This window comes from Xanthomonas sp. WHRI 10207 (assembly GCF_040202975.1).
Lineage (GTDB): Bacteria > Pseudomonadota > Gammaproteobacteria > Xanthomonadales > Xanthomonadaceae > Xanthomonas.
Genome location: NZ_JBEGDX010000003.1, coordinates 614,177 through 636,554, shown reverse-complemented (window position 1 = coordinate 636,554; position 22,378 = coordinate 614,177). Strand labels below are relative to the sequence as shown.

Here is a 22,378-nt window from a genome sequence, read left to right as displayed (position 1 = left end):
CAGCGGATGGTGAAGGTAATTGGCCACTCAGCGTCACGCCAACTTGCCAGCAACCTCCTATCCAACGCCGCTCTGCTACCGGCTTTTTCGCCGATAGCAGCGTGCTGAAACAGCAGCATCAGTCGATTGCAAGCATGCATCTTCTGCGAGGTCATCCTTACAGCGTTAGCTTGAAGTCTTTTCGAGCTGCGCATTCAAGAATCGCACTGAGCTTGCAAGTGCTTGGCGAGCCTCTGGAAGTGTGTTTGCAAAAAAGTGCCACGCATGGAACATGCCCGGCCAGACTTCAAGATCGACGCGGACACGGTTGTCGCCCAGATGAGTCGCCAGGCGCATCGCGTCGCTCAACATCAACTCGTTCTCGCCGATCTGAATCTGGATCGGTGGCAGGCCAGTGACATCGGCAAACACAGGAGATGCCATCGGATGATTCGGCAATGCATCGCCCAAGAAGGTGCGAGCCAAGAAGCGTAATCCCGCTCCGGTATTCAGCGGATCGAGTCCTTCGCGATTGGTGACCGATGCCCCGGTGTGCTCCAGATTTGCCCAAGGCGAAATCGCAGTGCCGGCTGCAGGAAGAGGCAAGCCTGCGTTGCGTGCCGCCACCATGACGGAAACCACCATCGCGCCGCCAGCCGACTCGCCGGCGAAAACGATTTTTTGGGCTGGGATGCCCAACGCAAGAAGTCCCTTATAGGCCGCTAGCGTGTCGTCAATTGGCGTGGGAAAAGGATACTCGGGTGCAAGCCTGTAATCGGGCATGTAGACCCGTGCACCCAGCATCTGCGCGTAATTGCCGCCTATTCCGTGATATCCATCGGGCGCACCGACGATATAGGCCCCGCCGTGAATATAAAACAGGACGGCATCGGTGTTCTGCGTTGCCGGAGTCACCAGTGTCGCGGGCACGCCGTTCAGATCGATCTTCTCGAAACTCACGTCTGCTGGCGGCAACTGCTCGGCCAGCATGTCTACGTAACTGTCGCGGATTTCTTTCATCGTGAGTTCTTTGTTTTCCCCGGTCACTACCGGGGCAAGTTCTGCCAAGCTCTGAGCCCACTCTTTGATGCTTGCCTTGACGTTCTCGTTCACAGAAGCTCCCTCAGTCGATCATTGGTTCTTGAAAACCGGTATGCCAAGATTAGGTGCATGATTGGGGAATGTGTTTCCCCACTGATCCGGTGATCAATCCCTAGAGGCCTCGATGGAACTCACGAACATCAACGACATTGTCGCGTTCGTTACAGTCGTTGATAGCGGTAATTACACGCTGGCCGCCAAACGTTTGGGGTTGACCCGCTCGGCCGTTGGCAAGCGCGTTGTTCGTCTGGAGGAAAGACTGGGTATGCGTCTGTTGAACCGGACGACAAGGAGCTTGAGCCTGACGGACGATGGGCACGTTCTCTATGCGAGAAGCTCTCTGATCCTTGAGGATCTGAAGGAAACAGAGACCGCGATGGCGCTGCGTTCGGAAGCCCCGTATGGCCGCCTAGCCATCAGTGTTCCTGTAACACTGGGAATGAGGTATGTGCTTCCGGTAGTGGAGCAGTTCATCGACACCTGGCCAAACGTCAGCGCAGTTGTGCAGTATTCCGATCGCTTTGTGGATCTGATTGAAGATGGTATCGACATTGCAGTGCGCACCGGACCTGCACGCGAAGACTCGCGCATCTTCAGTCGAACCGTCACGCACCAACGCATGGTGACGTGTGCATCGCCCAGTTACTTAGCGAAGCACAACGCGCCAGAAGCCCCATACGATCTGTCTCAGCATCATTGCTGTTTCTTTCTAGACGAAGGGCGACCAAGACCGTGGACGTTCCGAACTGGAAAAAGCGATACATCCTTTTCGGGTACAAGCAGACTTGTCATGGATAGTGGGGAAGCCTTGCAACGTTCAGCCTGTGCAGGGCTGGGCATCGCCCAACTTCCCGACTATCTCATCCGAGATGACCTCGCATTGGGAACGTTGGTCAGGATCTTGGAAACATTCGAGCCCGCTCCTGAGCCTATCCGTGTCGTCTATCCAAGCAAGCGTCACCTGTCGCCCAAGATCCGTCGGTTTATCGACCTGCTGAGCGACGCATGGAGAACTGATCCACCGGGCGGAAACAGTCAGTGAGCGGCTGACTAATGAAGAGATGCGCGAAGCCATCTTGGTCGGAGCTGCAGCTGGTGAACTGGATGCCGTTAGCGACGAGAACCGTATGCAGGGTGTAAGTCACCGTCTGTTTGCCACCATCTTTTGATTGATTCCGTAGCGGCTTGCCACTCGAAGGCGTGTTGGGAAGCGGCGACAGCGGCGGCCCGCTGGTTGTGCAGAAGCAGGGCGCCTGGCAACTCATTGGGCTGGGATCGTGGATCACGGCGGTTCCAGAGCACGTCCTGGAGGCGGGTTTCTACGGACAAATGGTCTACAACGTCCGCATATCGCGCTATGTCGCATGGATCGATGGCGTGATGTCGCCATAGCTCTGGCCGCGCAGCCGTCTACGCGCGAAGACCTCGCGACGCAGTGACATCTGACCATGGCTGATGCGCCTGGCGTTACGTGCGCCGCTGATAGCGCATCGGCATGCAAGCGGGATGACCGTCGCGGTGCACGCAAAAAAAGAGCCCCGCATCGCTGCGGGGCTCCTTTTGACTGCGGTGTTGCGTGTCGGCGTAAGCCGGCTGGATCAGAAATCCATGCCGCCCATGCCGCCCATGCCACCGCCGCCCGGCATTGCCGGCTCGTCCTTCTTCGGTGTATCGGCCACCATGGCTTCGGTGGTGATCATCAGGCCGGCGATCGAGGCTGCGTTCTGCAGCGCCGAACGGGTGACCTTGGTCGGGTCCAGGATGCCGAACTCGACCATGTCGCCGAACTCGCCATTGGCGGCGTTGTAGCCGTAGTTGCCGGTGCCTTCCTTGACCTTGTTCAGGATCACGGACGGCTCTTCGCCGGCATTGGCCACGATTTCGCGCAGCGGGGCTTCCATGGCGCGCAGGGCGATCTGGATGCCGTGGGTCTGGTCTTCGTTGGCACCGGTCAGGTTACCGACGGCCACCAGCGCACGCACCAGGGCCACACCGCCGCCCGGGACCACGCCTTCTTCGACGGCTGCACGGGTAGCGTGCAGGGCGTCTTCGACGCGTGCCTTCTTTTCCTTCATTTCGATTTCGGTCGATGCGCCGACCTTGATCACTGCAACGCCACCGGCCAGCTTGGCCACGCGTTCCTGCAGCTTCTCGCGGTCGTAATCGGACGAGGTGTCTTCGATCTGGGTCTTGATCTGGCCGACGCGCGACTCGATCGCGGCCGAATCGCCAGCACCGTCGATGATGATGGTGTTCTCCTTGGAGACCTGCACCTTCTTCGCACGGCCCAGGTCCTTGATCGTGGCCTTCTCCAGCGCCAGACCCACTTCCTCGGAGATCACGGTGCCGCCGGTCAGCACGGCCATGTCTTCCAGCATCGCCTTGCGACGGTCGCCGAAGCCCGGTGCCTTGACGGCCACGACCTTGACGATGCCGCGGATGGTGTTGACCACCAGGGTCGCCAGCGCTTCGCCTTCGACTTCTTCAGCGACGATCAGCAACGGCTTGCCGGCCTTGGCCACGCCTTCCAGCACGGGCAGCAGGTCGCGCACGTTGGAGATCTTCTTGTCGTGCAGCAGGATGAACGGGTCGTCCAGATCGGCCGACTGGCTCTGCTGGTTGTTGATGAAGTACGGGGAGAGGTAGCCGCGATCGAACTGCATGCCCTCGACCACGTCCAGCTCGTTTTCCAGGCCCGAACCTTCTTCAACCGTGATCACGCCTTCCTTGCCGACCTTCTTCATCGCTTCCGCAATGATGTTGCCGATCGATTCGTCCGAGTTGGCCGAGATGGTGCCGACCTGGGCAATTGCCTTGTCGTCGGTGGTCGGCTTGGACAGGTTCTTGAGCTCGACGACCGCAGCCTTGACGGCCTGGTCGATACCGCGCTTCAGATCCATCGGGTTCATGCCGGCAGCCACGGCCTTGACGCCTTCGCGGATCAGGGCCTGAGCCAACACGGTGGCGGTGGTGGTGCCGTCGCCAGCGTTGTCATTGGTGCGCGAAGCGACTTCCTTCACCATCTGCGCGCCCATGTTCTCGAACTTGTCAGCCAGTTCGATTTCCTTGGCGACGGAGACGCCGTCCTTGGTGATGGTCGGGGCGCCGAAGCTCTTCTCGAGCACGACGTTGCGGCCCTTCGGGCCCAGGGTCGCCTTGACGGCATTGGCAAGAATGTTGACGCCACGCACCATGCGGTTGCGTGCATCTTCACCGAAACGAATGTCTTTAGCAGCCATTTGTATGTAACTCCGGAAATGGGGAATAGGGAATGGAGAATCGGTAGATCAACAGCGTGAATCGGGGCGGGGTGGGATGGCGAAGGGCGTTAGCCGCTTTGCCCATTCCCGATTCCCAACTCCCGATTCCCGGCGCATAGCGCCTGATTAGCCGATGACTGCCAGGATGTCGTCTTCGCGCAGCACCTTGTACTCGACGCCTTCGGACTTGTAGCTGCTGCCGGCGTACTGGCCGTAGATGACCTTGTCGCCAACCTTGACCACCGGCGCGCGCAGGCTGCCGTTGTCCAGGGGCTTGCCGGCGCCGATGGCGATGACTTCACCCTTGGTGGACTTTTCCTTGGCGGAGTCAGGAATCACGATGCCGCCGGCGGAAACTTCGTCGGCTTCGATCGGCTTGACTACAACGCGGTCGTGAAGCGGCTTGATGCTCATAGATAAGACCCTCTTAAGTGATTGATTGGTCTGGAAATTATCGGCGATGTTAGCACTCGTATATGACGACTGCCAGCACAGCGCGCGGAAAAAACCCGACAGAGCGGGTGCGGGCCAGAGATTGTGCTGGGCGGGCAGCTTTCAAGGGCTGGCGGCAAAAAATTTTCATCCGGCCGTCTCATCCAGCGGTCCAACAGCCGCGAAAACACCGGGCAAGCCGTCGCCGGGACAGGCGTAAGCGGTGCGCAGGAGCTGGACATTGCGACCCAACGCCACAGAGCGCCGGTGACTGTCGCCGCGTGCCGATTCCGGGCAGCGGCTGCGCCCACCGACCGTGCGTGCAGCCGGTGCTACTCGCTCTAAAAATGGAACCAGGTTCCACCGTTTGTCATACACAGGCTCTACAGTCGGAACAGCATTCCCCGATCACAAGGAGCTGTCGATGAGGTTGCCGTTCCGTAGTCTTCCACTGGCCTGCGCCATTGTCCTGGCCGTCCCCACCGCCCACGCCGCGGTGTTCATCAACGAACTGCATTACGACGACGCGGGCGCCTCCGGCGATACCGGCGAAGGCGTGGAAGTGGTGGCCACCGCCGGCGAATCGCTGAGTGGCTACCGGATCTATCTGTACAACGGCAGTGCGCCCAGCGCAGCGGTGAGCTACGCCAACACGGCGGTGCCGGCCGGCAGCCTGGTCAGCTGCGGTAGCCAGGTGCGCATTGCCACCGTCAGCTACGTCAGCAACGGCGTGCAGAACGGGCCCAACGACGGCGTGGCGCTGGTGAACCCGAGCGGCCAGCTGGTGCAGTTCCTCAGCTACGAAGGCGCCATCACCGGTAGCGGCGGCCCGGCGGCCGGCGTCACCAGCCAGAACCTGCCGGTCAGCGAGAGCAACAGCAGCGCGGTCGGCAGTTCGCTGCAACTCACCGGCACCGGCAGTGCGGCAGCCAACTTCAGCTGGGCGGGCTCGGCGGCACAGACCTTCGGCGCCTGCAACCGCGGCCAGACCTTCAACGGCAGCGGCGGCGGTGGCGGTGGCGGCACCACCGGCGCACCGACGATCACCAGCACCACACCGACCCAGGGCGCGAGCGGCTTCCCGGCGGCCGGCGATCTGGCAGTGGGCTTCAGCGAGACGGTGACGCTCAGCAGCGGCGCCTTTGCGCTGAGTTGCGCCAGCTCCGGGACGGTTGCACTGAGCTACCCGACCAGCGGCACCCGCTTCACCCTGTCCACCAACACCGCCCTGGTCGGCGGCGAACGCTGCACCCTGGCGATCACCGCCAGCGCCATCCGCGATGCCAGCGGCTTGAGCCCGGCGGCCAATCAGTCGATCGCCTTCACGGTGGCGACGGCCGGCGGCGGCGGCACCGGCTACTACTCGCGGGTCAACACCACCAGCCCCAGCCAGTTGCGCTGCTCGCTCAATGCCACCATTCGCGGCCACACGGTCTATCCCTACAGCGGGACCGGCACCAGCACCTGGACCATCCTGGAGATGGCCGACGAGGACCCCAACAACAGCGGCCGCATCCTGGACGCCTACCGTAACCGCAGCTACGCCAAAGTCAGCGACCGGGCCGGCACCGGCAGCGGCCTGACCTACAACCGCGAGCACACCTGGCCCAACTCGCTGGGCTTCGGCAGCGCCACCGGCGACCGCGGCCTGCCGTATGCGCCGTACACCGACACCCACATGCTGTATCTGACCGACACCACCTTCAACGCCGACCGTGGCAACAAGCCCTACGCCACCTGCACCAGCAGCTGCGGCGAGCGGGTGACCGAGGTCAACGACGGCAGTGGCGGCGGCAGCGGGCGCTATCCGGGCAATTCCAACTGGGTACGCACGCCCGATGGCAACGGCGGCACCTTCGAGGTGTGGGGCCGGCGCAAGGGCGACATGGCACGCGCAGTGATGTACATGGCGATCCGCTATGAAGGTGGCACCGACGCGGCCACCGGCCAGTCCGAACCGGATCTGGAGCTCACCGACGACCGCAGCCGGATCGTGCAGACCTCGTCCTCGCCCGCGTACATGGGCCTGTTGTCGACGCTACTGGCCTGGCACCAGGCCGACCCGCCGGACGATGCCGAGCGTGCGCGCAACCAGGTGGTCTTCAGCTTCCAGGGCAACCGCAACCCGTTCGTCGATCACCCCGAATGGGCCACCGCCGGCCTGTTCAATTCGGCCAAGCCGGCCAGCTGCCAGCTGGCCAACTGAGACCCATCGGCCCGGCGCGTGCTGCGTCGGGCCGGTGTGGCTGGAGCGCTTTTCAGCGGAGACCGACAGCGACGGCGCGCTGTGCCAGTGCCAGTGCCAGTGCCAGCGATCGTCGACCGGCAGCATCCCGCCAATCGCACGTCCCTTGCCGCCCTGCATTGCACGTTGGCCGATGGCGCAGGTGCCGCGAATACCGGCGTTAGCGCCAGTCGGTCATGCAAACTCGCAGACCCGGCGCATCGCCCTGCCGGACCTGGGACGTTGGGCGCTCCAACCCATCTCTGCTACTAGTGCGGGGTTCTCTTGCTGATCGCGGATTAGCGCGGCTAACACCACGTAGCGAACAGTGGTCAGACAGGCGTGGGCGGCGCGCTCAGAACCGGAGTGCACGCGTGGCCCATACCGCACCGCGTAGCGAGCAGCAAGCACCGGCCGCGTCCGCTTGGCGGCGAACACAGTCGGTTTGTCAGCTGTTCGTCGCCTAGCTGTCTCTGCGCGAACCTGGTGTAGGCGCGGCGCGCGGTCAAGGCACGCATCGCACAGCGCTGCATTCGACGCTGACGAGTCATCCGGCGTACTGCGTTCATCGGCGTGCATGCCGATGCCCTTAAAGCATCCCAGCGCGCCGCTTTGGCTACCCAACGACCACGTCGGCGCTAACGCATCGCCCGTCTGCAGCGGCAATCCAGCGAAGTTGACGCCTTGTTCCGGAATGTGCGGTCGATCCCCCGCAGGCAGGGGATTACACTGCCGGGCCGAATGAACGCCTCTTCCCTCCATCTGTTGTTCAGTACCTGCCCGGACGCCGACAGCGCCGACCGCATCGCGCATGCCTTGCTCGACGAACGGCTGGCCGCCTGCGTCACCCAGCTGCCCGGCGCACAATCGCTGTACCGCTGGAACGGGGCGATCGCGCGCAGCACCGAAGTGCAGCTGCTGATCAAGACCTGGGAAGACCGCCTGCCAGACGCCATCGCGCGGCTGCAGGCACTGCATCCGTATGAACTGCCGGAGGCGGTCGCTGTCCAAGCCAGCGCCGGGCTGCCGGCGTATCTCGATTGGGTCCGGGCCGACACCCGCAAGGAAATTTGACGTCCATGAAGTCTTTGTCCCGCTGGATCGCCCGCTGCGCACTGCTGTCCGCTCCTGTCATCGCCGCCTCGCTCGCAATGGTGGCACCTGCCGCGCAGGCGGTCAGCGAGGCCGACCTGCTGCCGGTCAACCAGGCCTTCGTGCTCAGCGCCCAGGCCGACAGCCGCGACAGCATCGGCCTGACCTGGAAAATCGCGCCCGGCTATTACCTGTACCGGCACCGCATCAGCGTCAAATCCGGGCAAGGTTTTTCTGCGGGCGACTTGACCCTGCCGGAAGGCGAGAGCAAGCACGACGAGTTCTTCGGCCAGGTGCAGACCTACCGCAAGCAACTGCAGGCCACCCTGGCCGGCAAGGCCGATCCGGCGCTGAAAACCGCGGTCCTGCAGGTGCAATACCAGGGCTGCGCCGATGCCGGGGTGTGCTACCCGCCGCAACGGCGCGAGATCCGCGTGACCCTGCCCGGCGCGCAAGCGGCTGGTGCAGCCGCTTCCACGCCGCAACGCGAGAATCTGGGGGCGCTGGTGCCGCGCGCCGCGCCCGGCCCGCGCCTGTTCGGGGCGCCCGGCCAGACTGCCGGCGTAGATGCACTGCCGCTGCCGGCCGAGCAAGCCTTCACCTTCGAAGCCATCGTCGGCGACGGCAACAGCCTGCTGCTGCGCTTCACCCCGGCGCCGGGCTATTACCTCTACCGCGACCGCACCTCACTGGCGGTGGAAGGCAGCAGTGGCGTGCGCACCGGGCTGCCGCGCTGGCCACAGGGCAAGACCCACCGCGATGAACACTTCGGCGATGTGGTGGTGTATTTCGACCAGGCCGAAGTCACCTTGCCGCTGCTGCGCGAGCGTGCCGACCCGGCGCGCGTGACCCTGGTGGCGACCTTCCAGGGCTGCCAGACCGATGGCATCTGCTACCCGCCGATGACCCGCCGCGTGACGCTGGACCTGCCCGCCGGCACGGTGTCGCCGCAGAACCAGGCGCAGGCCGCTCCGCTGATGATCTCGCCGCTGGCCGCCGGGCAAACGCCGCCCGGGCCCGCCCCGGCAACGGCATCGGGCAGCAAGACGCAGCTCGCGCCGACAGCGGCGGCCGACAACCCGCAGCGCACCCAGCCGCCGCACACCGACAAGGGCCTGCTGGCAATGCTGGCGCTGGCGCTGCTCGGCGGGCTGGTGCTGAACCTGATGCCGTGCGTGCTGCCGATCCTGTCGCTGAAGGTGCTGGGCCTGGCGCATAGCGGCGAGAGCCGCAACCACGCGCGCAGCCATGCCATCTGGTATTCGCTGGGCGTGCTGGTGTCCTTCGCCGCCATCGGTGGGCTGGTGATCGCCCTGCGTGCGGCCGGCCAGGCGGCCGGCTGGGGCTTCCAGCTGCAGCAGCCGTGGTTCGTGGCGGCGCTGGCATATCTGATGTTTGCGGTGGGCCTGAGCCTGTCGGGCGTGTTCACGCTGGGCAGCAATCTGGGCGGCATCGGCCAGTCGCTGGCCGCGCGCAATGGCCCGTTGGGCGACTTTTTCACTGGCGTGCTGGCCTGTGTGGTCGCCAGCCCCTGCATCGCCCCGTTCATGGGCACCGCCCTGGCCTATGCCTTCACCGCGCCTGCGCTGCTGGCGATGCTGGTGTTTCTGGCGCTGGGCCTGGGCCTGGCGCTGCCGTTCCTGTTGATCGGCTTCATCCCGTCGCTGGCGCGGCGCCTGCCCACGCCCGGTGCGTGGATGGAAACGCTCAAGCAGGTGCTGGCGTTCCCGATGTATCTCACCGCGATCTGGCTGCTGTGGGTGCTGGGCAAACAGCGCGGCGTGGATGCGCTGGCCCTGATGCTGGTCGGCGCCACCCTGCTGGCGCTGGGTCTGTGGTGTTTCGAGCGTAGCCGCTGGAACAGCAACCGCACGGGCATGCGCCTGGCGGTGGCGATGCTGGTGCTGGCCATCGTGCCGGTGGTGGGCGTCACCCGCCTGCGTTTGCCGGCCGCCACCGCTGCCAGCGAAGGCGCGGTCGCGTTCTCGCCGCAGCTGCTGGACCGTCTGCGCGCCGACAACCGGGTGGTGTTCGTCAACATGACCGCGGACTGGTGCGTGACCTGCAAGGCCAACGAAAAGAACGTGCTCAGCAGCGCCGAGTTCCGCGATGCGTTGCGCCGCGTGGATGCGGTCTACATGAAAGGCGACTGGACCAATGTCGACCCTGCCATCAGCACCTTCCTCGACCAGCACCAGGCGGTCGGCGTGCCGTTGTACGTGGTGTACGGCCCCGGCGCCCCGCCGGCCATCCTGCCCACGGTGCTGACCAACGCGATCACCGAGGATGCGTTGTTGCGCGCGGCGCGCTGAAAACAGCCTGCTGCGCCGGAAAAGGCGCTTGATACGCCCCGCGTGAGCGGTGCATTGCCCACGTCGGCCGATTCCACGCTCACCCGTCCTGCTGCGTGCCGAGAGCGGCCAGGATGCGCGCGCGGCTGACCTGCAGGATCTCCTCGGCCAGCGCCGAGTCGTCCGGACACGCGCGCGACAACATCACCGCGCCGACCACGCGCGCATACGTGTCGAGCATCGTTTCCCGCGCCTGGCCCGCACCCTGCGGACCCGCCTCGCTGTCGACGAAGTTCGCCAGGCTGTTCTCGATGCCCTGCGCAAACGTCGCCCGGATGTCCTCGCCCTGGCGCGCAGCGTCACCGCTCAGTGCCGCCATCGTGCAACCCGCGCCGCGATCGTCGCGGTGGTCGCGGGACAGGTAGGAATCGACGAACGCCGACAGATCCGCATGTTTGTCGTTGGCCAGGCGCTGCGCGATGCCGCTGGCCGCCGTCTCGGCCATGAGGTCGGCCTTGGAACGGAAGTGTTTGTAGAACCCGCCCTGGGTGAAACCGGCGGCAGACATCAGTTCTGCAATCCCCACCCCGTCGTAGCCCCGCTCCCGGAACAGCGCGGCGGCGGTCTGGACGATATGGGCGCGATTTTCCTGCGCCTGGGCCTTGGTGACTTTCATGAGTGGATGTCTCTGCGATGGACGACAAGGGCAGTCAGTATTTCATTGATGTTGGTCGTAATCAAACTATTGACAACTTAGATTACTATCGACATCATTAGGCCAACTGAGGTGCTTCGACTCATCCGATCACCTGCGGCGACCCACTTACCTACATCACTCACCGGACTGGCGTCGCCGCTCCGGAACCACCACACCTCATCCGAGACTCGACAAATGAACAACGCGAAAAATGCAGTTGCCCTGGTCACAGGCGCCTCCTCCGGCATCGGCCAAGTCACCGCCAAGGCACTGGTCACCGCGGGTTACCGCGTCTTCGGAACCAGCCGCAAGCCGGCAACCAGCACGCCGGGCGTGACCATGCTGGTCTGCGACGTCACCGACGAGACCTCGGTGCAGACGCTGATCGAGGAGATCGTCAAACAAGCCGGCCGCATCGACCTGGTGGTCAACAACGCCGGCATCGGCCTGATCGGCGCCGCGGAAGATTCGTCCATTGCCCAGGCCCAGCGCCTGTTCGACGTCAACGTGTTCGGCGTTGCCCGTGTGGTCAATGCGGTGCTGCCGATCATGCGTGCGCAGCGCAACGGCCGCATCATCAATATGAGCTCGATCCTTGGCCTGATCCCCTCGCCCTTCAACGCCTACTACGCGTCGACCAAGCACGCCATCGAGGGCTATACCGAATCGCTCGATCACGAAGTGCGCGCCTTGGGTATCCGTGCCCTGCTCGTGGAGCCCGGCGTGACCCGCACCGCGTTCGAAGAAAACCTGACCCGCGCCGACCAGCCGCTGCCGGTCTACGCCACCGAGCGCGCGCGCAGCGAGACGTTGATGCGCAAGTGGGTGGAATCGGGCGATCTGCCGCAAGTCGTGGCCGACACCGTGGTCAAGGCCGCCACGGCGACCAAACCGAAACTGCGCTACTCGGCCGGCAAGCAATCCACGCAGGTAAGTACGCTGCGCCGCTTCATGCCCGAGCGGATGGTCGACAGCACGCTGCGCAAGTTCAACGAGTTTCCTGCCTGAGCGCAAAACCGAAGCGCAAAACCGACACGCGCGGGTGCCCGCAGCTGGACACCCGCGTCATGCACCGATCTGCTGAGTGGACCTCGATGAAAGCGATACAGATCGACCGCACCGGCAATGCCGATGTGCTGAATTTCCGCGAGGTGCCAGCGCCGATTGCCGGCGCCGGAGACGACTGATCCACTGCCGCCCGCAAGGCAGTTGGCATGCTGTCGCGCCAACGGCATCTGCGCGCGAACGCAGCGCACACGCTGCCCTTCTATCCAGGACAGGGCGGCCGCTACATCCACCCTGCGCCCCTGCGGTCGCATCCCTGTTGTCTTCCACTTCATTCGGATAGAACGCACATGAGCCGACACACCCAACCGCATCTGCATGGCCGCTGCGCATGCGGACAGTTTTCGTACGTGGCCAGTCAGGCACCACGCGCCCGTTTCATTTGCCACTGCCTGTTCTGTCAGGAGTTCACGGGCGAGGCTTTTTCCGATGTTTCGGTGCTGCTGGCGCATCAGCTCACCATGACCGGCGCCGACGCACTCGTCCACAAAAAGTACCGTCGCCCGCCCAATCTTGATCGCGCCGTCTGCGCCAATTGCAGAAAGCCGGCCATGGAGACGATGGGCGCCGGACCTTTGAAGTTGGTATTTGTGCCATCGCAGCACGTTGTCGAAAAGGCCAGGCTGCCGCCCGTCCAGCTTCATGCGTTCTATAACCGTCGCAAGATCGATGTTGCAGACGATTTGCCTAAGTACTCCCACTACTGGCCAAGCCAGTTCGCCATTGTAAAAACCATCATGGGCCTGTAGGCATCCGCCAGCCAGGCGCCACGCCCCCCCCCTCCCCTCCCTCCGCTCTAACTGGACATCAAAATGAAAGCATTCCTGACCAAGTGGATCCCGCCACGCGCCGATTTCCTGCCGACGATGACCGAGCAGGAGGCCGGGCAAATGCAAGCGCATGGCGCCTGGCTGGAAGATCATTTGCACAACGGCAGGATCGTTGCGCATGGCCCGGTGCTGGACCCTGCCGGTAGCTATGGCGTGGCACTCTGGCAACTTCAGGACGACCAGGACATCAGCGAGTTGACCGCACAGGACCCGATCATTCGGGCAGGCATTGGTCACTACGCGCATTTCCCGATGCTTCAACTCAAAGCGCACGGCTGACTCCAAGCAAACGTGCGTCAAAGGCAGGCCGCCTTGCCTGCATGAGCATCAGCGATGCAGGCAAGGCGAGACCGAACCACCGGGGCAGTGCCGACTCGTTAAGCTCCGGTGCCGGTGGAGCCGGTGGAGCCGGTGCAAGATTCCAATCAAGCGCGGCATGACGCAGGAAAGCCAGCGGCGCACCGATATCCGTTCCGCGTCAAGCACCCGCACGCCCTGCCAAAGCGACGGTGCTGCGGAATAATCAAACAAATGTTTAAAACAGCTATAACTTCTGCTATCTGGACAGCATCGCCCACATCGCGCAGACTTCCGGCCTTTCCACTCTGCTGGATCTCATGGCCCACCTGCTGCTGCTGCACGGCCCCAACCTCAACCTGCTCGGTACCCGCGAGCCGGAGGTCTACGGGCGCACCACGCTGGCGCAGATCGATGCAGCCCTGGTGGACCGCGCGCAGGCAGCCGGACACACGTTGGCCTGCCTGCAGTCCAACGCCGAGCATGTGCTGGTGGAGCGCATTCACGCTGCCCGCGAGGACGGCACCGCCTACATCCTGATCAACCCGGCCGCCTTCACCCACACCTCGGTGGCGCTGCGCGACGCGCTGCTGGGCGTGGGCCTGCCGTTCGTGGAGATCCATCTGTCCAATCCGCATGCGCGCGAGCCGTTTCGCCACCACAGCTACCTCAGCGACAAGGCCGACGGCGTGATCTGCGGCTTCGGCGCAGACAGCTACCGGTTGGCGCTGGAAGCGGCGATCGCACGCCTGGAGCGCGACGCATGACACCTGCAGCAATGACCACGGCGCCCACGCCGACGGTCTGACCCCATTCCGCCGGCACCCCGCCGACACTCTCCACCGATTCACCTCAAGAGGCCCTTATGGATCTCCGCAAAATCAAGAAACTGATCGACCTGCTCGAAGAATCCAATCTCGCCGAAATCGAGATCAAGGAAGGAGAAGAAAGCGTGCGTCTGGCGCGTGTGCCCAAGGGCACCCAGGTGGTGAGCGCGCCGATGCAGCAGTACGCACCGGCACCCGTCGCCCCGCCGCAAGCGGCCTCCATGGCGATGCAGTCGCCCACCGAGGCATCCACCGGGGGGGCCAAGCAGGCTGCCGCGTTGCCGGAAGGCCATGTGTTGCGCGCGCCGATGGTCGGCACGTTCTACACCTCGCCCTCCCCCGACAAGCCGGTGTTCGTCACCGTGGGCCAGGCCGTCAAGGCCGGCGACACCCTGGCGATCATCGAGGCGATGAAGATGTTCAACCCGATCGAAGCCGACGTCTCCGGCACCATCGTCGCCATCCTCGGCGAAACCGGCCAGCCGGTGGAATTCGATCAGCCGTTGTTTGTGATTGGCTGAGCGGCGGAGATTGGAGAGTCGTGATCCGGGATTCGCAAGAGCGACCGCACGAGCGCCTGATGGTCTGGCGCGATGCGATGTCGCTTGTGGAAGCGATGTACCGGGTGACCCACGACTTTCCCGATTCGGAACGCTTTGGACTGACCGCACAGATGCGGCGCGCGGCGATCAGCGTTCCGTCCAACATCGCCGAGGGCGCTGCACGGCGTTCCACGGCCGAGTACCTGCGCTATCTCTCGATGGCGCGCGGCTCGCTGGCGGAACTGGATACGCAACTGCAGATCGCCGCACGCCTGCAGTTCGGTTCGCCCGATGCGGCCACGCTCGATCTGTTGAATCGCACATTTGCCAGGCTCAATGCATTGATCCGCACGCTGGACGAATCGCGACACCTCCGCGAGACCGGCGCCTTCTACGAATCCCCACTCTCGAATCCCGAATCCCATGCTAGATAAAGTCGTCATTGCCAACCGAGGCGAAATCGCGCTGCGCATCCTGCGCGCGTGCCATACGCTCGGCATCCGCACGGTCGCGGTGCATTCCACGGTCGACCGCAACCTCAAGCACGTGGCCATGGCCGATGAGTCGGTGTGTATCGGCCCAGCCGCCTCCAGCGACAGTTACCTCAATATCCCGGCGTTGATCGCTGCGGCCGAGGTCACCGATGCGCAGGCCATCCATCCCGGCTACGGCTTTCTATCGGAAAACGCCGATTTTGCCGAGCGCGTAGAAGAATCCGGTTTCATCTTCATCGGCCCCAGAGCCGACACCATTCGCCTGATGGGCGACAAGGTGGAAGCGATCCGTGCGATGAAGGCCGCCGGCGTGCCGTGCGTGCCCGGTTCGGGCGGCCCGCTGGGCGATGACATCGTGGCCAACACCAAGGTGGCGCGCGAGATCGGCTACCCGGTGATCATCAAGGCCGCCGGTGGTGGCGGCGGACGCGGCATGCGCGTGGTGCATTCGGAAGCGGCGTTGAAGGCTGCGATCGAAACCACTAAGTCCGAAGCCAAGGCCGCTTTCAGTAACGATCAGGTCTACATGGAGAAGTTCCTGGAAAATCCGCGTCACGTGGAAATCCAGGTGCTCGCCGATGGCCAGGGCGGTGCGATCCATCTGGGCGAACGCGATTGCTCGATGCAGCGCCGCCATCAGAAAGTAGTGGAAGAAGCGCCGGCACCGGGCATCACCGAAGAACTGCGCGCTGAAATCGGCAAGGTCTGCGTGGATGCCTGCATCCGCATCGGTTATCGCGGCGCGGGCACCTTTGAATTCCTGTTCGAAGGCGGGCGTTTTTACTTCATCGAAATGAATACCCGTATCCAGGTGGAGCACCCGGTCACCGAGCGCATCACCGGCATCGATCTGGTCTGCGAGCAGCTACGTATCGCCGCCGGCCACAAGCTCAGCATCAAGCAGAGCGACATCGTGCTGCGCGGGCATGCGATCGAGTGCCGCATCAATGCCGAAGACCCGGAAACCTTCATGCCCAACCCGGGCCTGATCACCGCCTTCCATCCGCCCGGTGGCCCGGGTGTGCGCGTGGATACGCACATCTATGCCGGCTACAAGGTGCCACCGAACTACGACTCGATGATCGGCAAGTTGATCGTGCACGGGCCCGACCGCGAGACCGCGATCGCGCGCATGCGCGTGGCGCTGAGCGAGATGGTGGTGGACGGCATCAAGACCAACATCCCGTTGCAGCAGCGCATCATGCGCGACAAGGGCTTCCAGGCCGGTGGGCAGAACATCCACTACCTGGAAAAACGCCTGGCCGAGCGCAAGAACAAGTCGATTGCACTGACCTGATCGCAGGCGCCATTGCACCACGCAATAAGCCCGGGAAACCGGGCTTATTGCGTTGGTTCCCAGTACATCGCGCCGGCAGTGCATCACGCAGGCCAGGCACGCAGCTCGACAACACCCGCGCACCGGCAAAACCATGCGGCCAGCCGACCGCTGCGTAGGAGCGCACCCGGGCGCGACCGCGTTTTATCGGTGGAACCTCGTCCGCCTGGGTGCGCTCCTACGGGATCCGGGGTGCCACCGGATTCGCTGCGCAGACCTTCAGTCGTCCGCGCGGATGCGCATCACGCTCGCATCGGGGCGCGATGCGCTGCATCGTTCAACGCCGCGACGCAGGCGCCTGCTGGCTGCCCGGTACCGGCACGATGCCGCTGGACGATGCCGGGTCGACCACCATCATGGTTTCGGTAGAGCCATCCGGCCAGACCACCTGAAACATCGAGCCGGCCGACAAGGTGGAGAACGGCATTGCGCTGCTGGCGCGATATACCGCGGCCACCTGGCTGGCGCCATGCTGTCGCTGCTGCTCGTCGGCGCCGACCGTGGTCGATTTGATCGACAGCGGCTGGTAGCGGTGATCGGCGGTATCGATCATCACGATGCCCACCGCCGCGGCCGAGTACGCGACGAATAACGCCACCCAGAACCAGAACTTGGCGCCATGCGCCAACCGACGGTAATTCATGACTGCGCTCCCGGATCGGACACCAATGTATCGACCATCTCATCCACCCTGTCTGCTCCCTGCCGCGGCACCGCGGCGTCGAATACGAACGACACAAAATCCTGTGCGCTATCGCGCGAGCAGATGCCCGCATTGGCGCAATAACTGGTGACCAGCGTGCTGTCGGCACTGCAGTCCAGGCCCAGACGGCACGCGGCCACCTGCCAGGCGAGTTCGGCGAACTGATCGCCGGCCACATACCCTTCCAGACTGTCATCGCCGCTGGCACGCGCGCCCATCGCAGGCGCCAGCGCCAGATAGGCCTCCGGGTCGCGCGAGGCAAGCACGCGCTGCACCAGCGCGCGCTTGTAGGTGGGGGTTGCCTGCAGCGGTTCGCCCAGGGCCAGCAACGCGGCTTCGGCGGCCAGGCTGCCGCCGCGCGCGGCGCGCAGCCGTTGTTGCGCCACCAGGCGCGGACTCAGCCCATCGCTGGGAGCGAAGCCGGCACAGCGCTGCGCCACCCGATCGCGCGCAGCGTGCATCGCGGCCACGCCAGGCGTCTGGTGCGCGGCGATCCAGTCGCTGTCGGCGGCGTAGCCGGCCGGGCTGTCTGCATACGGCGCGCAGTAATCGTAGACCCGGCTCAGGCGCCAGCCGGCCTGCGCATCGCCGGCGCGCACCTTCTGCTGCAACTGCTGCGCGTAGCGATACAGATCCGGCTGCGCATCCACCGCATCGCGATACGGCAGATGCAGCGCGTTGCCGCGTTCGGAAGAGGTGTGGCGCGCTGGCGTTGCAACAGCCGCGCGCGCGGAAGTGGCGCTGGCGGCGGGCACGGCAGTGACGACCGCTACCGATTGCGCGCGCAGCTGCCACCAGGCTGCCGCCGCGAGCGCGACGGGAGCGAGCAACAGCCAGAGATGGCGGGCACGAACAAGCGGCATGACAGCGGCAACCCAGCTGCGGAAGACGCCCGCAGCAACGGCGCGGAGTCTAGCACCCGGCTGTGCCGGCAGCGGCCGCCAAGCGGGCGCTGCCAGCGCGTGCGGTACCGATAGGCTGTGCCTGCAGCGATCGCGAGAGCGACCGATAGGGGCCACAAAGCGGACGCGGCCGGTGCTGGGTGCGGCAGGCAGCACGCGTATACACCGGTTTCTGCGCGGCGCCCAGATCCGCCTGTCAGCCACTCGCTGCGCTTCTTGGCGCTCTTCGCACGATGCGCCTGTTGCGTGCGCGCCGCGGATGTCTGGCCGCATCGCGCTCCTTGCGCAGGTGCAGGTGCAGGTGCAGGTACGTATTGCATGTAGACACGTCGCGATACGAGCGCGGCGTTGTTGCGACGTGCGTGCAGCACCCTCCAGGCACACATTGTCATCTGGTGCCCACAGCAACGCAGATCGGTCGCTGGCGTTAATCGGCCGATCTTGCGCATCGCTGCTCGATTCCGGTGCCGCCATCCTCCACCAAACCGTGCGCCCCCGCCTGGGGCACCGTGTCAGCCCGCCGGCACGAATCGTCTACGATGCACGCCTTGATGATTGCCGACTGCCACGATGCCGTTTCTTGAACTGACCCTGCCCTGCTCAGATACCACCCAGCCCCGCTTCCAGACCGCGCTGGAGGAGGTCGGCGCGCTGGCGGTGACCCTGCTCGATGCCGATGCCGATACCAGCAACGAGCGCGCCATCCTGGAGCCCGGCGTGGGTGAGATGCCGCTCTGGAATGCGCTGGTGCTGACTGCGCTGTTCGATGGCGAGAGCGACGCGCTGGAGGTGCTTGCGGCGCTGGAAGCGTTCGACCCGGAGCTGGACTGGAGCCAGGTGGCGCTGCGCATGGTCGAAGACAGCGACTGGGAACGCGCGTGGATGGATCTGTTCAAGCCGATGCAGTTCGGTGCGCGCACCTTCATCGTGCCGTGGAATCACGACCTGCCCGAGGCGGCCGACACAGCGGAGGCCGCCGTGGTGCGGCTGGATCCGGGCCTGGCGTTCGGGTCGGGCACGCATCAGACCACCGCGCTGTGCCTGCGCTGGCTGGATCGCCTGGCCGGCAGCGGCGAGCTGCAGGGGCGCAGCGTGCTGGACTTCGGCTGCGGCTCGGGGATTCTGGCGGTCGCCGCGCTGAAACTGGGTGCCACCAGCGCCGTGGGGGTGGACAACGACCCGCAGGCGCTGCTGGCAACGGCCGACAATGCCGAACGCAACGCCGTGGCCGCGCAGCTGGCGGTGTATTTGCCCCAGGACGAGCCGGTGCAGACCTATCCGGTGGTGGTCGCCAACATCCTGGCCTCGGCGCTGGATGCGCTGGCCGACACCCTGGCCGCGCGCGTGGCGCCGGGTGGCCGCATTTCCCTGTCGGGCATCCTGCACGGCCAGGAAGACGACCTGCTGCAGCGCTATGCACCGTGGTTCGATCAGCTGCGCTGCGAGCGCGACGAAGACTGGATGCGCATCGACGGCGTTCGCCGCAGCTGATCCTGGGCCGGCTCACCGGCGCGAATCTGCGCGGTGGTCACCGCATCGGCCACGCTGATCGCACGCAGGCGGGTCACCGCCTGCCAGCCGGCACGCTGCAACGCCGCATTACGCCAACGCTCGGCATGCCGGGCCGCATACACACGCAGCACCACCTCGGCCAGCAACAGCGCCACCCAGACGCCCGCCGACCACGCTGACCACGCCTGTGCACCGGCCAGCGCCATGCCTGCGGCCAAACCAGCGAGCGTCGCCCCCATCCCCAGCAACGGCCAGTGCCGATAGCGCAATGCCCAGACCCGTGGCGCCAGCGCCGCTGACCAGTGCACGCCTTCGACGATGGCGGCCCAGTCCTGGGCGCGTCGCCAGACTTGGTAGCAGGCCGCACCGCGAAAGCGCCTGACCGCTGGATCCAGTGGCGAATCGGCGGGCCACGGCGCGCTTGGCGGCGGTATCCGGCCATCGCGATGGTCCGGTGTTGGAGTGACAGGCTCGACCATGAACATCCTCCTTGAGTTCGCTGCGATCACGTCATCGATGTCATCGCGACAGTATCGCAAACATATGCCGATATGAAAGACATACGAACTATCCCCAAGTGCTGCTAGGGCTATATCTCCCGGCCCTGCCTGCCTCCCATCCGGTGCCGTGTGAGCAAGCTGTACGAACGAGTACGCGAAGCCCGCAGCTTCACCAAGCTGACCCAGGAAGCCCTGGCCGGCGAGCTGGGCGTTACCCGCAGCGCGGTGGCGCAGTGGGAAATGGCCGAAGGCACCGCCCCGTCGGTGGAGAACCTGATCGGCCTGGCCAAGCGCAGCGGCATGGCGTTCGAATACCTGGCCACCGGCCGCGGCGATCGCGTGTTCGGCCCGCCAGTCTCGGCGATTGCCGAGGAACCGGCCCAGTACCGCCGCCTGGACGACCAGCAACGCGTGCTATTGGCGCGCTTCGACACCCTGGCGCCGCGTCAGCGCAGCGGGCTGCTGGATCTGTTGCTGGCCGAGGGCAAGACGCGGCGCAGGCGGTGAGGCCGGGAATCGGGAATCGGGAATCGAAACAGCGGTTTGCTGCGCCGTGGCGTGAGCTGCGGTGGTGTTGGCGTTTTCCTTAGGCGGACAGCGACTTTCCGTGCATCTAGTGCTCGTTAGCATCGCCGCCAAGGCCCTGAGCCGCAGATAGCGGCTTTGCATGAATCAGTCTTCCTCGGTAGCGTCGCGGCATCGTTGCCAAGGCACTGCGCCAGGAAGCACGCGTCGCACTTCCCCATCCGGGCGTTCGCCCATCGCTGCGCACGTGGTTGAATAGCGGTCTTCCCGCTGCACGCCTGCCGATGTCAGAGACTCCGCCACCGCGCCGCCCCCTTGCCACCTTTCTGCGGGCAACGCCGCCGCCTGCACCGACGTTGATTCAACCGCCGGTGCTGCCGGCCACCGCGCCTGCGGAGCAGGTGGTGCCGATGCCCGCGACTGAGACGCCAGCTGCGCCCGTGCTGCAACCGGTGCCTGCGCCGCCGACGTCCGAGGCCGCTGCACCAGGCGGGCCGGCCGTGAGCGCGCCACGCACCGCGCTGCCGCAGGCGCCGCCACCAACCAACGCACACGGCAGCATTACTGCAGACGACGCCAGGCTGCAGGACACCGCGCCGATTGAACGTGCGGCGCCGCAGCTGCCGGTCGAGCGGCAGGCGGCCGACGAAACGCGCTACGAGCCCGCTGCAGAGACTGCGTCCAACCGCGTGCGCGACGCCGCAGACCGGCAGGACAGTGAGGCGCTGGATGACGACAGCAACGCCACGTCCACTGCCGACATCGCAGTCCACGCGCAGCGCGACACCGGCGCCAGCGAGGCGCACGCCCACGCAGCGCAATTGCACCCCTTGCCCACCCCCGCGGTGGCAGCGCCCGCCTTCGCGCGCCGGGGGCTCAGCCGCCCTCGGCTGCGCGCCAGCGGGCGGCAGTGGGTGCTGTTGATCGGTCTGGTCGGGCTGCTGGGACTGCAGATCGTCATTGCCGACCGTGCGCACCTGGCCGGCGACGCGCGTTGGCGGCCGCTGGTCACCGCTGCCTGCGCGGTGATGCGTTGCACGCTGCCGGCGTGGCGCGAACCAGCCACCCTGACCTTGCTCAATCGCGATGTGCGCCCGCTGCCGGGCCTCGCCGGCGTGCTGCAGATCCAGGCCAGTTTCCGCAACGATGCGCGTTGGGCGCAGGCCTGGCCCTGGTTGCAGCTGTCGCTGTCCGATGCCGATGGGCGGGTGATCGGCACCCGGGTGCTGTCGCCGCAGGAGTACCTGGGCCAGGCGCCAGCCGAGCGCGACACGCTGGCGCCGGGTCAGGCCGTGCAGGTGGCGTTTCGCGTGCGCGAACCGGCTGCCAGTACCGCTGCCTTCAGTTTCGACTTCCGCTAAGCGGACACAACCTCGTCCGATCGCCACATGGGCGTGGCGAGCGGTGAGGCCACGCGCTAGACTCACTCCCCCTCGCCGGCCCGCGCCCCGGCCTCGTGACACTGGGAACTTTCTTTGAACGCAGCCCCCTCTCGTCCTGACACCAGTCGTGGCGCCCCGAAGTCGCCGCTGCGCGAACACGTGGCCCAGTCCGTTCGCCGTTACCTACGCGATCTGGACGGCAGCGACGCGGACGATGTGTACGAAATCGTGCTGCGCGAAATGGAGATCCCGTTGTTCGTCGAAGTGCTCAATCACTGCGAAGGCAACCAGAGCCGCGCCGCGGCAATGCTGGGCATCCACCGCGCCACCTTGCGCAAGAAGTTGAAAGAGTACGGGCTGACCTGAGCCGGAAATCGGGATTGGCGA

General features: G+C 65.1%; 21 protein-coding genes, 1 other RNA gene and 2 pseudogenes. 16 read left to right on the top strand and 8 right to left on the bottom strand.

The features are described from left to right. Positions 1-165 precede the first annotated feature (165 nt). Positions 166-1,092: an alpha/beta hydrolase gene (locus tag ABQU90_RS13115; RefSeq protein ID WP_323522853.1), complete on the bottom strand. Its 927-nt coding sequence runs from the start codon at positions 1,090-1,092 to the stop codon at positions 166-168. A gap of 112 nt (positions 1,093-1,204) precedes the next feature. On the opposite strand from ABQU90_RS13115, the gene ABQU90_RS13110 reads away from it, so the two are divergent. Beyond that, positions 1,205-2,122, top strand: coding sequence for a LysR family transcriptional regulator (locus ABQU90_RS13110; protein ID WP_323522852.1), 918 nt, complete (start codon positions 1,205-1,207; stop codon positions 2,120-2,122). A 140-nt stretch (positions 2,123-2,262) separates the two neighbouring features. Next, a pseudogene (locus ABQU90_RS13105) lies at positions 2,263-2,472 on the top strand (trypsin-like serine protease); the annotation flags it as partial. 206 nt (positions 2,473-2,678) lie between these two features. Here the strand turns inward: ABQU90_RS13105 and groL are convergent. Both groL and ABQU90_RS13095 read right to left on the bottom strand, forming a co-directional pair. Then, positions 2,679-4,319 carry a chaperonin GroEL gene (gene groL / locus ABQU90_RS13100; RefSeq protein WP_115512709.1) on the bottom strand — a complete coding sequence of 547 codons (1,641 nt, stop codon included), beginning with the start codon at positions 4,317-4,319 and terminating at the stop codon, positions 2,679-2,681. Positions 4,320-4,466: 147 nt separating this feature from the next. Continuing rightward, positions 4,467-4,754 (bottom strand): co-chaperone GroES, encoded by a 288-nt coding sequence (locus ABQU90_RS13095; RefSeq protein WP_055853130.1) that lies wholly within the window; start codon positions 4,752-4,754, stop codon positions 4,467-4,469. Positions 4,755-5,196: 442 nt separating this feature from the next. Between ABQU90_RS13095 and ABQU90_RS13090 the strand changes: the two genes are divergently transcribed. Beyond that, entirely contained in the window at positions 5,197-6,978 is a 1,782-nt protein-coding gene (locus tag ABQU90_RS13090) for an endonuclease (RefSeq protein ID WP_323522851.1), read from the top strand. Between the two features lie 324 nt (positions 6,979-7,302). Here ABQU90_RS13090 and ABQU90_RS13085 read toward each other — a convergent pair. Beyond that, positions 7,303-7,379: non-coding RNA, sX9 sRNA (locus tag ABQU90_RS13085), on the bottom strand. A 358-nt stretch (positions 7,380-7,737) separates the two neighbouring features. Between ABQU90_RS13085 and cutA the strand changes: the two genes are divergently transcribed. Further along, positions 7,738-8,070 (top strand): divalent-cation tolerance protein CutA, encoded by a 333-nt coding sequence (gene cutA / locus ABQU90_RS13080; RefSeq protein WP_055853136.1) that lies wholly within the window; start codon positions 7,738-7,740, stop codon positions 8,068-8,070. Positions 8,071-8,075: 5 nt separating this feature from the next. Further along, positions 8,076-10,400 (top strand): protein-disulfide reductase DsbD family protein, encoded by a 2,325-nt coding sequence (locus tag ABQU90_RS13075; RefSeq protein WP_323522850.1) that lies wholly within the window; start codon positions 8,076-8,078, stop codon positions 10,398-10,400. A 79-nt stretch (positions 10,401-10,479) separates the two neighbouring features. Here ABQU90_RS13075 and ABQU90_RS13070 read toward each other — a convergent pair whose 3' ends face one another. Next, the gene (locus ABQU90_RS13070; protein ID WP_311239394.1) at positions 10,480-11,055 is read right to left on the bottom strand and encodes a TetR family transcriptional regulator; all 576 of its coding nucleotides are present in this window, start codon (positions 11,053-11,055) and stop codon (positions 10,480-10,482) included. Between the two features lie 216 nt (positions 11,056-11,271). Here ABQU90_RS13070 and ABQU90_RS13065 point away from each other — a divergent pair, with 216 nt between their 5' ends. The 7 genes from ABQU90_RS13065 to accC all read left to right on the top strand — a co-directional run bounded on the left by ABQU90_RS13065 (position 11,272) and on the right by accC (position 16,428). Then, entirely contained in the window at positions 11,272-12,084 is an 813-nt protein-coding gene (locus ABQU90_RS13065; protein WP_323522849.1) for an oxidoreductase, read from the top strand. Between the two features lie 347 nt (positions 12,085-12,431). Then, a complete protein-coding gene (locus ABQU90_RS13060) occupies positions 12,432-12,890 on the top strand; it encodes a GFA family protein (protein WP_323522848.1) in 459 nt (152 codons plus the stop codon). 63 nt (positions 12,891-12,953) lie between these two features. Next, positions 12,954-13,250, top strand: coding sequence for a YciI family protein (locus ABQU90_RS13055; RefSeq protein ID WP_115512714.1), 297 nt, complete (start codon positions 12,954-12,956; stop codon positions 13,248-13,250). Between the two features lie 338 nt (positions 13,251-13,588). Further along, positions 13,589-14,035 carry a type II 3-dehydroquinate dehydratase gene (aroQ, locus tag ABQU90_RS13050; protein WP_055853151.1) on the top strand — a complete coding sequence of 149 codons (447 nt, stop codon included), beginning with the start codon at positions 13,589-13,591 and terminating at the stop codon, positions 14,033-14,035. Between the two features lie 98 nt (positions 14,036-14,133). Beyond that, a complete protein-coding gene (gene accB, locus ABQU90_RS13045; protein ID WP_323522846.1) occupies positions 14,134-14,616 on the top strand; it encodes an acetyl-CoA carboxylase biotin carboxyl carrier protein in 483 nt (160 codons plus the stop codon). A gap of 59 nt (positions 14,617-14,675) precedes the next feature. Beyond that, positions 14,676-15,071 (top strand): four helix bundle protein, encoded by a 396-nt coding sequence (locus ABQU90_RS13040; RefSeq protein WP_323522845.1) that lies wholly within the window; start codon positions 14,676-14,678, stop codon positions 15,069-15,071. Continuing rightward, positions 15,061-16,428 carry an acetyl-CoA carboxylase biotin carboxylase subunit gene (gene accC, locus ABQU90_RS13035; RefSeq protein ID WP_055853158.1) on the top strand — a complete coding sequence of 456 codons (1,368 nt, stop codon included), beginning with the start codon at positions 15,061-15,063 and terminating at the stop codon, positions 16,426-16,428. The genes ABQU90_RS13040 and accC overlap by 11 nt, the downstream gene beginning before the upstream one ends. 316 nt (positions 16,429-16,744) lie before the next feature. Here the strand turns inward: accC and ABQU90_RS13030 are convergent, their stop codons facing one another. Together ABQU90_RS13030 and ABQU90_RS13025 are read right to left on the bottom strand one after the other, a co-directional pair. Next, positions 16,745-17,110, bottom strand: coding sequence for a hypothetical protein (locus ABQU90_RS13030; protein ID WP_323522844.1), 366 nt, complete (start codon positions 17,108-17,110; stop codon positions 16,745-16,747). After that, positions 17,107-18,033 carry a hypothetical protein gene (locus ABQU90_RS13025; protein ID WP_055853162.1) on the bottom strand — a complete coding sequence of 309 codons (927 nt, stop codon included), beginning with the start codon at positions 18,031-18,033 and terminating at the stop codon, positions 17,107-17,109. Before ABQU90_RS13025 ends, ABQU90_RS13030 begins: the two co-directional genes overlap by 4 nt. 609 nt (positions 18,034-18,642) lie before the next feature. Here ABQU90_RS13025 and prmA point away from each other — a divergent pair. Continuing rightward, complete coding sequence (prmA, locus tag ABQU90_RS13020) at positions 18,643-19,563, top strand: 50S ribosomal protein L11 methyltransferase (protein WP_323522843.1); 921 nt, start codon at positions 18,643-18,645, stop codon at positions 19,561-19,563. Between the two features lie 8 nt (positions 19,564-19,571). Here the strand turns inward: prmA and ABQU90_RS13015 are convergent. Continuing rightward, positions 19,572-20,069 (bottom strand): annotated as a pseudogene (locus tag ABQU90_RS13015) (hypothetical protein); the annotation flags it as partial. A 144-nt stretch (positions 20,070-20,213) separates the two neighbouring features. Here ABQU90_RS13015 and ABQU90_RS13010 point away from each other — a divergent pair. The 3 genes from ABQU90_RS13010 to fis all read left to right on the top strand — a co-directional run bounded on the left by ABQU90_RS13010 (position 20,214) and on the right by fis (position 22,357). After that, the gene (locus tag ABQU90_RS13010; RefSeq protein ID WP_055853170.1) at positions 20,214-20,591 is read left to right on the top strand and encodes a helix-turn-helix domain-containing protein; all 378 of its coding nucleotides are present in this window, start codon (positions 20,214-20,216) and stop codon (positions 20,589-20,591) included. Between the two features lie 302 nt (positions 20,592-20,893). Further along, positions 20,894-21,970, top strand: a complete 1,077-nt coding sequence (locus ABQU90_RS13005) for a DUF3426 domain-containing protein (protein ID WP_323522842.1) — start codon at positions 20,894-20,896, stop codon at positions 21,968-21,970. Positions 21,971-22,084: 114 nt separating this feature from the next. Continuing rightward, entirely contained in the window at positions 22,085-22,357 is a 273-nt protein-coding gene (fis, locus tag ABQU90_RS13000) for a DNA-binding transcriptional regulator Fis (RefSeq protein ID WP_002804983.1), read from the top strand. Positions 22,358-22,378: the final 21 nt, after the last annotated feature.

Coding starts and splice junctions, on each gene's coding strand:
- cutA (WP_055853136.1), top strand. CDS start 7,738: ATGAACGCCTCTTCCCTCCATCTGTTGTTCAGTACCTGCCCGGACGCC.
- aroQ (WP_055853151.1), top strand. CDS start 13,589: ATGGCCCACCTGCTGCTGCTGCACGGCCCCAACCTCAACCTGCTCGGT.
- ABQU90_RS13040 (WP_323522845.1), top strand. CDS start 14,676: ATGGTCTGGCGCGATGCGATGTCGCTTGTGGAAGCGATGTACCGGGTG.
- accB (WP_323522846.1), top strand. CDS start 14,134: ATGGATCTCCGCAAAATCAAGAAACTGATCGACCTGCTCGAAGAATCC.
- ABQU90_RS13075 (WP_323522850.1), top strand. CDS start 8,076: ATGAAGTCTTTGTCCCGCTGGATCGCCCGCTGCGCACTGCTGTCCGCT.
- ABQU90_RS13065 (WP_323522849.1), top strand. CDS start 11,272: ATGAACAACGCGAAAAATGCAGTTGCCCTGGTCACAGGCGCCTCCTCC.
- ABQU90_RS13005 (WP_323522842.1), top strand. CDS start 20,894: ATGTCAGAGACTCCGCCACCGCGCCGCCCCCTTGCCACCTTTCTGCGG.
- ABQU90_RS13110 (WP_323522852.1), top strand. CDS start 1,205: ATGGAACTCACGAACATCAACGACATTGTCGCGTTCGTTACAGTCGTT.
- prmA (WP_323522843.1), top strand. CDS start 18,643: ATGCCGTTTCTTGAACTGACCCTGCCCTGCTCAGATACCACCCAGCCC.
- groL (WP_115512709.1), bottom strand. CDS start 4,319: ATGGCTGCTAAAGACATTCGTTTCGGTGAAGATGCACGCAACCGCATG.
- ABQU90_RS13070 (WP_311239394.1), bottom strand. CDS start 11,055: ATGAAAGTCACCAAGGCCCAGGCGCAGGAAAATCGCGCCCATATCGTC.
- ABQU90_RS13030 (WP_323522844.1), bottom strand. CDS start 17,110: ATGAATTACCGTCGGTTGGCGCATGGCGCCAAGTTCTGGTTCTGGGTG.
- ABQU90_RS13090 (WP_323522851.1), top strand. CDS start 5,197: ATGAGGTTGCCGTTCCGTAGTCTTCCACTGGCCTGCGCCATTGTCCTG.
- ABQU90_RS13055 (WP_115512714.1), top strand. CDS start 12,954: ATGAAAGCATTCCTGACCAAGTGGATCCCGCCACGCGCCGATTTCCTG.
- accC (WP_055853158.1), top strand. CDS start 15,061: ATGCTAGATAAAGTCGTCATTGCCAACCGAGGCGAAATCGCGCTGCGC.
- ABQU90_RS13095 (WP_055853130.1), bottom strand. CDS start 4,754: ATGAGCATCAAGCCGCTTCACGACCGCGTTGTAGTCAAGCCGATCGAA.
- ABQU90_RS13025 (WP_055853162.1), bottom strand. CDS start 18,033: ATGCCGCTTGTTCGTGCCCGCCATCTCTGGCTGTTGCTCGCTCCCGTC.
- ABQU90_RS13060 (WP_323522848.1), top strand. CDS start 12,432: ATGAGCCGACACACCCAACCGCATCTGCATGGCCGCTGCGCATGCGGA.